Source organism: Acinetobacter radioresistens DSM 6976 = NBRC 102413 = CIP 103788 (assembly GCF_006757745.1).
Taxonomy (GTDB): Bacteria; Pseudomonadota; Gammaproteobacteria; order Pseudomonadales; family Moraxellaceae; genus Acinetobacter; species Acinetobacter radioresistens.
The window spans coordinates 2298375-2310708 of the sequence record NZ_AP019740.1; the positions used below are offsets into that span (position 1 = coordinate 2298375).

The window sequence follows — 12334 nt, forward strand, 5'->3', positions numbered from 1 at the left end:
GAACAAAAGAGCCTTTCATTTTTACCAACACTGTACTGCGTTTTTTCGTTATGGTCTGAATAGGAATTCAAATATGCAACCGATTGTTATTGTTTCTGGTAGCCGTACTGCTATGGGAAGTTTTCAGGGTAGTTTATCCAGTTTAACTGCACCTGAGCTGGGAGCAGCCGTCATCAGGGAATCTCTACAACGCGCTGGTGTTCAAGCCGATCAGGTTGATGAAGTGATTATGGGCTGTGTACTCCCTGCCGGGTTAAAACAGGGTCCGGCCCGTCAGGCAATGCGTTTGGCGGGCTTGCCTGACCATGTTGGCGCCACCACTATCAATAAAATCTGTGGTTCAGGCATGAAAGCTGTCATGCAGGCAGCAGATGCAATTAAGGCAGGTAGTGCTGATATTGTAGTGGCAGGCGGGATGGAATCAATGAGTAATGCTCCATATCTGATGCCTAAAGCACGTGCAGGATTTCGCATGGGTCATGGTGAGGTCAAGGACCACATGTTTTTAGAAGGTCTTGAAGACGCAGAAACCGGCCGTTCGATGGGTTCACTGGCACAGGACATGGCTAACCAGAAGGGTTATACCCGCGAACAGATGGATGAGTTTGCGATCCGTTCTTTAACTCGTGCGCAAAAGGCTATTAGCGAAGGTTATTTAAAAGATGAAATTGTGCCAGTAACTGTCAGCAGTCGTAAAGGTGAGGTCATTGTGGCTCAGGATGAGAATCCGTTTAATGCTAAAATTGATAAGATTGTCACCTTGCGTCCGGCTTTTGCCAAGGATGGAACAATTACGGCAGCTAATGCCAGCTCAATTAGTGACGGCGCTTCAGCCATGCTGGTCATGACTGAAGAAAATGCACAGCAGCGTGGTCTGACACCACTAGCAAAAATTGTAGCGTATGCTTCACATTCACAACATCCCTCTGAATTCACAATTGCTCCAGTGGGTGCAATTGAAAAAGTTCTGAAGAAAGCCGGCTGGAATGCAGCAGAAGTTGATTTATGGGAAATTAACGAAGCCTTTGCCATGGTAACGATGGCCGCGATTGATGCCTTTGAGCTGGATGTTGAAAAAGTTAATATACATGGAGGTGCCTGCGCCCTAGGTCATCCATTGGGTTCATCAGGTTCACGTATTATTTTGTCACTGATCTATGCACTTAAACGCACTGGCAAGCGTAAAGGTATTGCAGCACTTTGTATCGGTGGTGGAGAAGCCACTGCAATAGCGATTGAAATCATGGCCTGATCTGAGTATTGTCAATTTTCTGCAGGATATACCATCGAGCGTGGTATATCCTTTTTCATATTCTGACTCTGGAAACAATCATGTCTCAGCAAGATTACGAAAATGGCCTGAAAGTCCGCACTGAAGTTATGGGTGAGGCATTTGTACAGCGTGCCCAAAACAACACCGTTCCATTTACCCAGCCGCTGCAAGACTGGATTAATGAACATGCATGGGGGTCAACCTGGCAACGTGAAGGTATACTGCCACGCAAATACCGTTCTCTGATTACGCTTGCATTTCTGGTTGCCCAGAAGAGCCCTACCGAACTAAAGGGACATGTTCGTGGTGCACTCAATAACGGTGCCACAGTTGAAGAGATTCAGGAAGTTTTATTGCACAGCCTACCTTATTGTGGAGCACCAGCAGCCCAAGAAGCTTTCCGGGCTGCGCTTGAAGTGATTAATGACTACCATAATTCGTAAAATTTTATAAAGTGCAGGCCTTTAACCTGCATTTTTTATTTTTATTAATATAAATATTTTATGGTTATTATTTAAACTTTAGTGCTAGAAAAGCATTTTGTTTGCTGGAAGTGTGTTAGCCTTAAGTTGATGGCTTAGCTTTGAAATTAATGGACATCAGTTATATAAATTAAGTTTTCCTCATATATTTAACTGCTGGACAGCGTATAATATTAAGACATCTAATAATAAGTATCCTTTTAAGAACTATTCCCCAAGGAGTCAGCACCATGACTTATCAACATATTTTAGTTCCCGTAGATGGTTCACCAACTTCTCTCACTGCAGTCAAACAGGCAGCTGATATTGCCAAGGCTTTTGGCAGTAAGGTTACAGCAGTTTGTGTACTTTCAGTTGAACCTTTTATTGCTGTTGAATTTGTCGATACCCAGACGCTGGTAGAAGACTATCGTAATAAAGCTAAACAGGAAATACAGAAAACTCTGGATCAGGCCAAAGCCCTTTTTGCCGCAGAAGGAGTAGAAATAGAAACCCGTCTGACTGAAGGACAGGAAATTTATAAAGAAATTATTAATACCGCAGAAGAGATAAATGCCGACCTGATTATTATGGGTTCACATGGCCGTAAAGGGATCAAGAAAATCTTTCTCGGAAGTGTAGCCCAGAGTGTATTGGCAGCAACGCATTTACCAGTCATGATTATCAAATAATAATTATTTAATCTGTTAATTGCATTTGAATCTCAGGTCAGGAGAGGAAAATAAGCCTAGACAGTTTTAAAGACTATTCAGCTCATTTTCCTCACATGACTTTCTAAGATATCGGTTCTGATGAATAACTTAGATCCCGATCCATCTTCAATCGATTGCACTACTCCCAACTATTGCTGTAGGTCACTTAGATAACATTTCTTTCTCTTTAGGTAAAAACTGCCGAGTCCCGGCATACTGATTGTTCAATATGCCTTTGCTCACCTTCTTCATGATTCAGAAAAAGCTGTAGCTCAAATCAAACCTTCTGCTGTTATTTTATCTAAAATAATTCAGGATCATCACTCAACAGGTTATACGAATAAGGAGCGATTTAAATAGCATGAGTACGGCCTTGTACATATAAATAATTATTATTCATTTAGCTTTCTATATTTCATTTTTAGAGGCTATTTATTATAGTCAGAAAAACAATGCCTGAGATAAAAATCCTGAGTAAAGCTGATTTTTTACTTAACTAAAAACTGCTGACCCAATACCCAAGCAATAATATTCAGCAGTCTAAATATTTAAGATCTTTTTAAAGCATAGAGAGAACTGCTCACTAGCCATCTTTTATATTCTTACAAAAAATAAATGATCCAACCAGAATCAACTCAGCTCTTCTTGAGCAGGCTCTTCGAAGCGGTTTATCCATTGATCCAGGTTTGCCAAGTTAACCACAGGTATACTATCGATGCCCAGCTGGTTACGTTTTTTCAGTCGTGACTTCAGCTCATCTATAGACGCCTTCAAATAGTAGACTTTGGCTATAACACCAAGCTCCTTGGCTACAGCGCGATAATGATCACGCTCCGTCCTTAACCAGAATCCATATTCAAGAATGACACTGTGGCCCTGTTTAAGTAACTGCAGGGCGAGCTGCCACTGGAGCTGCTCTACCTTAATCCTTGCCTGATCATCGTAAAAACTTAAACCGAGATCATACAACCACTCATCTGGTGAAAAGCGAATAGCCCCATATTCTTTTTCTAGAATTCTAGCCAATGTAGTCTTTCCTGAGCCTGGTAATCCACACATTAAATAAAGAACTGGAATTATAGTATTTTCAGGCATTTATTATTTTCCCTTTCTTTCATTTCTGACTATAGTCGTAGCAGATTAGGTTTTGACTGATAACTTTCTCTATTTTATATTTTTAATTTAATCAAAAATTAAAGCATTATGTGCGCTTACTCCTGCCAGTGCCCCATCACCTACGGCTAAAGACACTGAACCGCCGGGCCGAGCTGCGTCTCCACAGGCAAACACCCCATCAACTGAGGTTGCTTTTAGGTCATTTGTATAAATGAATTCCCCTGTTTCATCTTCTTCAATTTTACAACCCAAATCCTTGATCCAACCTTGCTCTAAAAAGGTTTTAGTTTGTATAAACAATCCATCAAAGTGTGTGATGCTCTGATCTGTAAATATCACATCAGCATGAGAATCCATCTGCTTAATTGAACGGTCATCTATAGTCACGCCTCTTTCTTGTAATTGCTGTTTGGCTTTCAGATTCAACAGGTCTGGCTGACCATTTAATAAGAGTGTAGTCTTACCCCAGTCTGGAAGCATCATGGCCAGATGGGTAACATGGGCAGAACTGGCTAAAAGTGCAATATTTCCCTGATTGAGTTCATAGCCATGGCAATACGGGCAATGAAATACAGATTTCCCCCAGCGTTCGTTTAGACCTGAAATATCCGGTAAGCGGTCAGTGACCCCCGAGGCTATGATTATTTTTTTGGCATAAATTGGCTGTTGAGTATCCAAATACAAATAAAAATCCTGATTATTTTTTTCTACCCGCTGGACCGTGCCCTGTTGCCAGTTGACTGTCTTATAGCGCTGTAATTGTTCCCGTGCCTTTTTTATAATTTCCAGCGCCTGAATTCCATCTTGTGCAAGAAAACCATGAGAATTTTCGGCGAATCGATTTCGTCTCTGCCCTGCATCAATTACTATAATATTTCGACGTGCTCTTGCCAAAGGTACTGCCGCAGATAAGCCGGCATAACTTCCGCCAATAATTGCAACGTCATAAATCATTTTGATAACTCCGAAAATCTCATTTCAGGAATTAGCTTAATACTTCTAGCTTATACCAATGTTGATGTCCTTTATGAGAAATGCAACTTTATGATTATTTTGTTTGCTTAACTGAATTTCTTTATCACCTTAAAGTGAAATGGCTATCTCAAGCAGCATTTTTTTAAAATAGAAACCTCAAATCTATAGCAGATCACACCTACCCCAAATATTAATTTTAATTAACCAGTTATTTTTAATGAATATATTTATTATATAGGTACTTTTTTACTTATTATTTTATTCACTTAAATAATATATCAAAACTAAACACTTTATATAAATTTACCAGCTAAAATCTCCCCCTATACCAGCAGAACTTTCTTTTCGAGTAAATGCCCCACTTATGCTCAGGCTATTATTGTTATCAACAATCCGCTGATAACCTACAGCAACTGCCTGTTCAGATCTCTACAGATCGGCATCAACACGGTTTTTCCTTATAAGACGGATGTGCTTATTACTCCATTTATCACTTGATTTATAATTTAGCACTACTTCTTCAGGGATAACTCCCTTAAACTGGTCACTAAAAAACTTGCTCTAGCCTGATCATGAGAATAGATAGCATCTTAAGTATCGATCTTCTATTTTTTAATATTTAACCTTCTCTGATACCATATTATTTAGATGTTAAAATTCTCAATATTTAAAAAATATTTCTATAAAATAAGATTTTTAAGGCTGACTATAATAGAAATTGTCTTGTTATTTTAGTTTTTATTAAAATCAATAAGTTAAAAATATATTCAATTTAGAAGTTATAAGCCCTAATATATAGCTAAAATAAATTCCCTCTATTTTAACAACCTTAACAATAAAAGAGTGTTCTATGCGTCATTCTTATCATGCTGAACAGCACTATATGGAGCGTGCGGGATGGTTACGTGCTGCTGTACTGGGTGCAAACGATGGGATTATCTCTGTTACCAGCCTTATCATTGGCGTAGCGGCAAGTGGGGCCTCCACTCATACCCTGTTAATTACCTGTATAGCCGGCCTGATTTCTGGCGCTGCCTCAATGGCAGCCGGCGAATATATATCAGTTAAGTCCCAGCAGGATATCGAGCAGAGTGATTTGAATATGGAAGCACGAGAATTAGATCTTCATCCGGCCCATGAATTAAAGGAGCTCCAAGATATCTATATACGTCGCGGTTTAGACTCTGACCTTGCCCGTCAGGTTGCTCAACAGCTGACTGCACATAATGCTCTGGACGCCCATGCAAGAGATGAAATTGGTATTTCAGAACAGACTTCAGCAAATCCTGTTCTTGCAGCAGTCGCATCAGCTCTGGCTTTTTCAGTGGGGTCTTTGTTTCCTGTTGCTGCAATTATTTTTCTTCCTGAATCTATACTCCAATCAGGCATTATTATAATTGGTATATTAAGTCTGGGAGTTCTGGGTGCGCTGGCAAGCTATACCGGTGGCAATTCTATCTGGAAAGGTGCCATACGTATTATGATATGGGGAATTATTGCGATGCTGTTTAGCGCATGGGTGGGTTCATTATTTAATGTCACAGCTGTTTAGGTAATAAATCATATAAACATATTGTATCCTTATAACTCTTTTAATTATATTTTAAGAAAGAAAAACTATAATCCAGATAGTATGTTTATGTGATCAGGTTATGGGCTTATTCATATAACACCCATCATGTTAATTTTAGAATTTCTTAAAATCAAATAACCATAACTGATCTATTTAACATACGGCCAAACGACAGGATCAACATAATCTTCATCAATATGGTAGCCCTGTGCCATAACTTCTTTTTCATCAATTTCCCTTGATTTTTTATTTCTTCTCAACTCATTTGTAAATGCTTGTTCTAACTCTTTTGATGTCATTTTATAAGTATCAATATTATTCTCTGAATCATCCATTGAATTTCTTTCATCATAGCGAATTGTATTGAAAGTATAATGAACCATATATTGTTCTTTACCATCTTCAGTTTTTTTAGTTTGTTTTATACTCAGATCCAAAAGGATACCATTGCCATATAAGCGGTAGCCGATCGAGTTTCCTCCAACTGTATTTATTATTTTTTTCCATTCTTCATAATTAAAGATATAAGTCGGATCAATGACATCACCTGATTCCATTAGATATCGAATATTATCTTCTTTTGCTATTCGTGCAGAAAAACGATAGAAATAATTTTTCCACTCGGCCTGATTAATTTTTTTCATTAAATCAACATAAGCTTGATAGGCTTGTTCAGGACGTACAAACTCTTCTTTGTTTAAACCTGCATTGATAGTCATCACCTCAATACCTTCTTCCCCATGAAAAGATGCTCCAAGTACTGAAAAAACATGATTAATGGTCAAGCTACTTGTACTATTCTCGATTTTAATTTGGCCTAAGTTCGGTAGTGAAAAATCTAATTCTCGAAAACTCGCTACTGGGTGATTATCTACCTTCCCTTGATTGTAGTGAGCAAAATCTTTAAAACCTTGTGGACCAAAATGTAGTGAATAAGGTTGCTGATTCATTGTATTGTTCTCTGTATTTTTTGGATGAGGTTGACAGCTTAAAAGGAAGAGTCCGAATATAAAGACAAAGATCAAGTTAAAATAGATCTTAAATTTTTCCATCATTACTGTCCTTACCAACATTAAAATCAGCTTTACTGTTACCCCATCCTGCAATAATTGCGAGTTCCTTTTCTAAAAATGGACGTCCTTTGTTACTCAACATTAAAAGATGATATTTTTCTGCTGCTTTTTTAATCCATTCCATACGGCTATCATAGTTTTGAACTCTAGTATGTGGCAAAGGCTCAATATAGACAGATTCAGGGAGTTGATTAATAACTCCTGCATGACGACCTTTATAGTTTCCATTTTTATCAGGTTTGACCGTATCAACGCCATAATCACTAGATAAGACTAAGGTACTATCAGGGAGCTTGGTATAGCTTTGTAACGTTGCCTGTGCTTGTACTTTCCAATCTTTCCATACCAATTCCTGTAAAATATTTCTTTGCTCTTGTACTGCAATCGCCATCAAATGTTTTAAAAGATTTTTACTAGACAACTTAAATCTAACTTGTCTTGATTCATTCTTTCTTTTAAATACATTTTCAATTTTTGGAAGATACTCAAAAGCCTGTGTAATTTCAGGGGTACTTTGTAAGTGCTTAATTATCGGTAAGCAACTTGACCAAGGAATATTTCTTACTTCTTCTTTTATATGGGTGAATTTTGAGACATCACGTTGAGTTCTACACTGGTTAAAAGATGCAGATGACATACTCCAAGCGTAGTGCCATGGAGCAATATCCATGAATAACCATAAATTTCCTTTTGCAAAAGAATGTACAGGGTCTCGAATCACACTGAGTGGCATCCACTTATATCCCCATGCGGTGAGTCCATGTTTAAACACTGCTGCAACTGTTTTTGAGGCAAATGCGCCTAGACCCATCCAATAATAACGACCTATAAGTTGTTTATCTCCATGATTTTCCTGTTCAAGGTAAATTTTGGCATAGACCGATGCTATTCTTCTAGCTCTTGCTTCATATCCTGGTTCGAGTTTATAGAGATTTTTTCGTACATCCATTAAATTAGATACGTTTTGCAATTTCAAGCGAACCTCTTGCCTCAATCTTCTTAATGATTTGTAGAATCTCAGGAGCCTGAATCTGGTTAATACGCTTATTAGCAAGAGCAATATAAAGCTCATCCAATGAAGCTCGTACATTACTAATGTGTTTGGATGACCAAGTTTCTTTTTGATTATTGAACCAATCCTCTGCGACTTCCTTAAAATAAGGCTGCTCCTGCTCAACCTCAGTTGTATTTTTGAGTTTATATCTCAGATCAAACCGATCTCCCTTGCACGCTTTAAACTTAGCTCAGGATAGATACCTAATGCTTTAGACTTCCTTTGTCCATTTTCCGTGTATCTGATAGACCAATATTTTTTGCCATTCGGATCGACTCGTAAAGACAGACCATTAATATCAGAAAGGCGGTACTGTTTTTCCTGCGGTAATGCTTTTTTACACAGCACATCGGTAAGCGACATATCTTTGTCCCACATAATTAAACTTATTTAGTGGGTCAAATTGTCCCAATTTTGACCCTCATAAAAGCAAAAATAGGGTCAAACAGCTTAGGACAAGGTCGGACAACACAGCCAATAAAAAAGCCTCTAAACATTGATTTTAAAGGCTTTTTTAGATTCCGATGGATTACTTCGGAAAGAATTTTGGTGGGGTGGCGTCAATTGAACTCAAAACCCAACCCATTCATTTTAAACATAATTTTACAAATATAAATATTCATTGACCCAATTTTGACCCAAATTAGATTTAGTGCATTGAATCACTTTAAAATCTTGTTCAAATCCGAATTCAGGATTTGAAGTGGCGTACGGCATTATAGCAGAAAATTACACCTAAAAATAAATGCAATGTTATAACATTTCAATTAGCTCATTATGATATTAATAATCACATCAACCTCAGTATAGTTCAATTTTTTAATTTGTACTTTTGCTTAGGACTCTTAGGCTTATCAGGAAAGGTGCGTTCAATCACACCGGCTTCTAATGCTGGAGTTAAATAATTTTTTTGGAATGTTGCTCGATGGGACAAGTCTAATAGAGCCATAAGCTCAGCTAAGCTATATTCCTTCTGCTCCATCTTCTGGACGAGACGTTTAACTTGATCGCTAACTTGTACGCTAGCTTGAGCGGTATCTTGATCGCTGGCATCAGAACTGAGTATTGCATCTAAAATCATCTGCAAAATAAACTCAATAAAAGGTGCTGAATCTGAGCGATCTGTGCTCGCTTGCAATGCATCGTAATAAGCTTTTTGGTTTTGATAAATCAAGCTTTCTACAGGGATATTGAGAAAAATTGGATTCCACTGGCTTAAGATTAAAGTTTGCCATAAACGTCCCATACGCCCATTGCCATCAGCAAATGGATGTATAAACTCAAACTCATAATGAAATACTGAACTCTGAATCAATGGGTGCTCATTGCCTTCAGCCAACCACTGTAATAACTCTCTCATTAAACGCTGGACTTGATTTGCAGGCGGAGCCATATGCACGACCCGATCCCCTGACATCACACCAACACCGCCATGACGATACTGTCCAATTTCATCAATCAGTCCTGTCATCAATATTTGATGTGCTTTCAGCAAATGTGTTTCTTGATCAGGGTTCCAATTTTGAATTTCTTCATATGCTTTTAGGGCATTACGGACTTCTTGAACTTCTTTAGGTGGCGCGATAATGGTCTTGCCATTCAGGATCGCTGTGATTTGCTCTGTACTCAAGGTATTCCCTTCGATCGCTAAAGACCCTTGAATCGTTCGGATACGATTTGCTTTTCGCAATTTAAGGCTATCTTGAATTTGGGTTAATGCAGTCAAACGCCCTATTGATTCACTAATTTGTGCAATCAAGTGAATAATTCTAGAGGTGATCGTATAAGGCGGTTGATATCTCATGCCATTCCTCATTGATGTAAAAACAAAGCACAGTTGATTAAACTCTAAAATATTAATATTGCATAGCTTAATGAGTAATATCTGCTATTAACCTGCTTATCTTTTCTGAAACAGTGAGATAACTCATCGCTATTTCTTTTAAAATAAACCTATGCATTGATGTGGTTCCGTTAATTAGACCACTCAATCTAGTTTTATAAGTGATAAATCCGCTCTAAATATTTAAATTATGCTGCCATTACTTTTAGTAAATGTTGATCATAAAATTCATTTGGTGTTGCCTTATTCAAACTTGAATGAGGACGTATCATGTTATAAAAATCCAAATATTCAGCAATTGATAGTTTCGCTTGTTTAACCGTATCGTAAGCCTTCAAATAGACTTCCTCATGCTTCACGCTGCGCCATAAACGCTCAATCATTACATTATCCATCCATCGTCCTTTCCCATCCATACTGATACGGATATTTCGCAATTTTAACTCATTCAAAAATGCCTCGCTTGTGAATTGACTGCCTTGGTCTGTATTAAACACCTCTGGACAACCATATTTCACAATTGCTTCTTGCAACGCATCTATGCAAAAGTCTGTTTCCATACTGATCGATACTCGATGAGCCAGTACTTTACGACTATGCCAATCTATAATTGCACACAGATAGACAAAGCCTTTAGCCATAGGAATGTACGTGATATCTGTACACCAGACTTGATTAGAGTGATCGATGACCATGTTTTTCAACAGATATGGGAAAATACGGTGTGCAAGATTAGGCTTACTGGTATTGGGTTTTGGATACAAGGCATGTATTCCCATCAAGCGCATTAAACGTCGGACTTTACGCCGACCTATTTGATGTCCTTGACGCTGTAGCATATCTCGTATCATTCGACTGCCCATAAATGGGTAGTCGAGATGAATTTCATCGATTAGACGCATCCAACTCAAATCAGTTGATGAAATCTCTTTGGGCTTGTAATACAACGTGCTGCGATTGATTTGAATCAATTGCGATTGTTGTCGTACCGAAAGTTGATGGGTCTTATCGATCATTTTTTGCCGCTCAGTTGCCCTGTTTTTCTGAGTGCACCTTCTAAAAAATCAATTTGCAATGCCTGATGTCCTATCTTGGCATGTAAAGCTTTAAGATCAATCTCTGGTTCTTGTTGTGCTGTTGGTCGTGAAAAAATATTGATCGATTGCTCAAGCAGTTGATTTTTCCAATCAATGATTTGATTTTGATGTAAATCGAATTGAGTAGAAAGCTCAGCGAGTGTGTGGTCGCCTTTAATTGCTGCGAGAGCAACTTTAGCTTTGAAATCTGCTGAGTGATTACGACGTTTTCTTCGTGTCATGGTTGACTCCAGAAACAAGCATTTCCCATGCTTATTGGGGAGTAGATTATCACTTATAGACGTGGTCTAAAATCATAGATCCACATCAGCATTCTCGTTAAAATACGTAGGTTTTTTCATTACAGGACAGCATTATGTTTATTCATGCCGACTTCTCACAGCCCGTCATCATCAAGCCAGAGGATTACCATTGGGTGAAATCTCCAGGAGGTGAAGTCGATAGAATGATGCTTGATCGTATTGGCAATGAGAAAGCACGTGCAACTAGTCTTGTGAAATACGCGCCAGAATCTGCCTTTCCTGAACATCAGCATCCTTTGGGTGAAGAAGTCCTCATATTGTCAGGCATTTTTACCGAGAATGCTGAAGATGATTATCCGGTAGGCTGGTATTTACGTAACCTCCATCATTCAACTCATCGGGTTTCCAGTAAAGCAGGTTGTTTAATCTTTGTGAAACTGATGCAAATGACTGAACATGAGAGAGAACCAACCCGGATTAACACCAATGACTTAGCGAATTAGAAGCTTACCCAACGTCGGATGATATGCCCGCTATTTCAATCTGAACATGAGCAGACCTATTTAGAAAAGCTAGAACCTGATCAAATTTTCGTAGAGAAATCAGAACAAGGGATTGAATTGTTCATTATTAAAGGTCAATTATTTTGCGGCACTGAAATATATCCAGCAGGTTCGTGGGTCCGTCTTCCCCTCAATAGTGCTGCTAAATTTCAGGCAGGTCCATCAGGCGCAACGCTTTATGTCAAAACTGGTCATCTACAACATGCCATAGATGCGTGGGTGAAATGAACAATAATGTGTTTCCGAAATGAAGCTGTCTCGTGTCTAGAATACTTGGAGCAGTCCACTTACCAATTTTAAAACTCATACAAAATGTAATGATATATCACTACATTTCTGATCTTTATTTTT

11 protein-coding genes and 2 pseudogenes are annotated in these 12334 nt (G+C 38.4%); 5 read left to right on the forward strand and 8 right to left on the reverse strand.

The window, feature by feature from the left end; translation table 11 throughout:
- The first annotated feature begins 73 nt into the window (after window positions 1–73).
- The 3 genes from ACRAD_RS10770 (at window position 74) to ACRAD_RS10780 (ending at window position 2426) form a co-directional block, all read left to right on the forward strand.
- Window positions 74–1252, forward strand: coding sequence for a thiolase family protein (locus ACRAD_RS10770; protein WP_005027379.1), 1179 nt, complete (start codon window positions 74–76; stop codon window positions 1250–1252).
- Between the two features lie 80 nt (window positions 1253–1332).
- Window positions 1333–1716: a carboxymuconolactone decarboxylase family protein gene (locus ACRAD_RS10775; protein ID WP_005027381.1), complete on the forward strand. Its 384-nt coding sequence runs from the start codon at window positions 1333–1335 to the stop codon at window positions 1714–1716.
- A gap of 269 nt (window positions 1717–1985) precedes the next feature.
- Entirely contained in the window at window positions 1986–2426 is a 441-nt protein-coding gene (locus ACRAD_RS10780; protein ID WP_005027383.1) for a universal stress protein, read from the forward strand.
- Between the two features lie 651 nt (window positions 2427–3077).
- Here ACRAD_RS10780 and ACRAD_RS10785 read toward each other — a convergent pair.
- From ACRAD_RS10785 to ACRAD_RS10795, 3 genes are all read right to left on the reverse strand, one after another.
- Window positions 3078–3542: an AAA family ATPase gene (locus tag ACRAD_RS10785; protein ID WP_005027385.1), complete on the reverse strand. Its 465-nt coding sequence runs from the start codon at window positions 3540–3542 to the stop codon at window positions 3078–3080.
- An 87-nt stretch (window positions 3543–3629) separates the two neighbouring features.
- Window positions 3630–4517, reverse strand: coding sequence for an NAD(P)/FAD-dependent oxidoreductase (locus tag ACRAD_RS10790; RefSeq protein WP_005027386.1), 888 nt, complete (start codon window positions 4515–4517; stop codon window positions 3630–3632).
- Between the two features lie 324 nt (window positions 4518–4841).
- Complete coding sequence (locus tag ACRAD_RS10795) at window positions 4842–4931, reverse strand: hypothetical protein (RefSeq protein WP_125825065.1); 90 nt, start codon at window positions 4929–4931, stop codon at window positions 4842–4844.
- Between the two features lie 457 nt (window positions 4932–5388).
- Between ACRAD_RS10795 and ACRAD_RS10800 the strand changes: the two genes are divergently transcribed.
- The gene (locus tag ACRAD_RS10800) at window positions 5389–6090 is read left to right on the forward strand and encodes a VIT1/CCC1 transporter family protein (RefSeq protein ID WP_005027387.1); all 702 of its coding nucleotides are present in this window, start codon (window positions 5389–5391) and stop codon (window positions 6088–6090) included.
- Window positions 6091–6260: 170 nt separating this feature from the next.
- Here the strand turns inward: ACRAD_RS10800 and ACRAD_RS10805 are convergent, their stop codons facing one another.
- From ACRAD_RS10805 to ACRAD_RS10825, 5 genes and pseudogenes are all read right to left on the reverse strand, one after another.
- Window positions 6261–7163 carry a hypothetical protein gene (locus tag ACRAD_RS10805; protein ID WP_010699857.1) on the reverse strand — a complete coding sequence of 301 codons (903 nt, stop codon included), beginning with the start codon at window positions 7161–7163 and terminating at the stop codon, window positions 6261–6263.
- On the reverse strand, window positions 7150–8160 hold the full coding sequence (locus tag ACRAD_RS10810; protein WP_005027390.1) for a DUF2515 family protein: 1011 nt from the start codon (window positions 8158–8160) through the stop codon (window positions 7150–7152). The genes ACRAD_RS10805 and ACRAD_RS10810 overlap by 14 nt, the downstream gene beginning before the upstream one ends.
- Window positions 8144–8601 (reverse strand): annotated as a pseudogene (locus ACRAD_RS10815) (tyrosine-type recombinase/integrase); the annotation flags it as partial. The gene ACRAD_RS10810 and the pseudogene ACRAD_RS10815, both read right to left, overlap by 17 nt.
- A gap of 448 nt (window positions 8602–9049) precedes the next feature.
- A complete protein-coding gene (locus ACRAD_RS10820; protein WP_005027395.1) occupies window positions 9050–10042 on the reverse strand; it encodes a Fic family protein in 993 nt (330 codons plus the stop codon).
- Window positions 10043–10269: 227 nt separating this feature from the next.
- Window positions 10270–11399, reverse strand: a protein-coding gene (locus ACRAD_RS10825; RefSeq protein ID WP_089041187.1) for an IS3 family transposase whose coding sequence is annotated in 2 segments (ribosomal slippage) — window positions 10270–11147 and window positions 11147–11399 — 1131 coding nt in all. Because the reading frame shifts where the segments join, the coding sequence is not laid out codon by codon here.
- Between the two features lie 134 nt (window positions 11400–11533).
- Between ACRAD_RS10825 and ACRAD_RS16635 the strand changes: the two are divergent.
- Window positions 11534–12211, forward strand: a pseudogene (locus ACRAD_RS16635) (cupin domain-containing protein).
- Window positions 12212–12334: the final 123 nt, after the last annotated feature.

What these genes read in the sequence shown, in the direction of transcription:
- ACRAD_RS10770 (WP_005027379.1), top strand. Translation starts at nt 74, where the DNA reads ATGCAACCGATTGTTATTGTTTCTGGTAGCCGTACTGCTATGGGAAGT.
- ACRAD_RS10775 (WP_005027381.1), top strand. Translation starts at nt 1,333, where the DNA reads ATGTCTCAGCAAGATTACGAAAATGGCCTGAAAGTCCGCACTGAAGTT.
- ACRAD_RS10780 (WP_005027383.1), top strand. Translation starts at nt 1,986, where the DNA reads ATGACTTATCAACATATTTTAGTTCCCGTAGATGGTTCACCAACTTCT.
- ACRAD_RS10785 (WP_005027385.1), bottom strand. Translation starts at nt 3,542, where the DNA reads ATGCCTGAAAATACTATAATTCCAGTTCTTTATTTAATGTGTGGATTA.
- ACRAD_RS10790 (WP_005027386.1), bottom strand. Translation starts at nt 4,517, where the DNA reads ATGATTTATGACGTTGCAATTATTGGCGGAAGTTATGCCGGCTTATCT.
- ACRAD_RS10800 (WP_005027387.1), top strand. Translation starts at nt 5,389, where the DNA reads ATGCGTCATTCTTATCATGCTGAACAGCACTATATGGAGCGTGCGGGA.
- ACRAD_RS10805 (WP_010699857.1), bottom strand. Translation starts at nt 7,163, where the DNA reads ATGGAAAAATTTAAGATCTATTTTAACTTGATCTTTGTCTTTATATTC.
- ACRAD_RS10820 (WP_005027395.1), bottom strand. Translation starts at nt 10,042, where the DNA reads ATGAGATATCAACCGCCTTATACGATCACCTCTAGAATTATTCACTTG.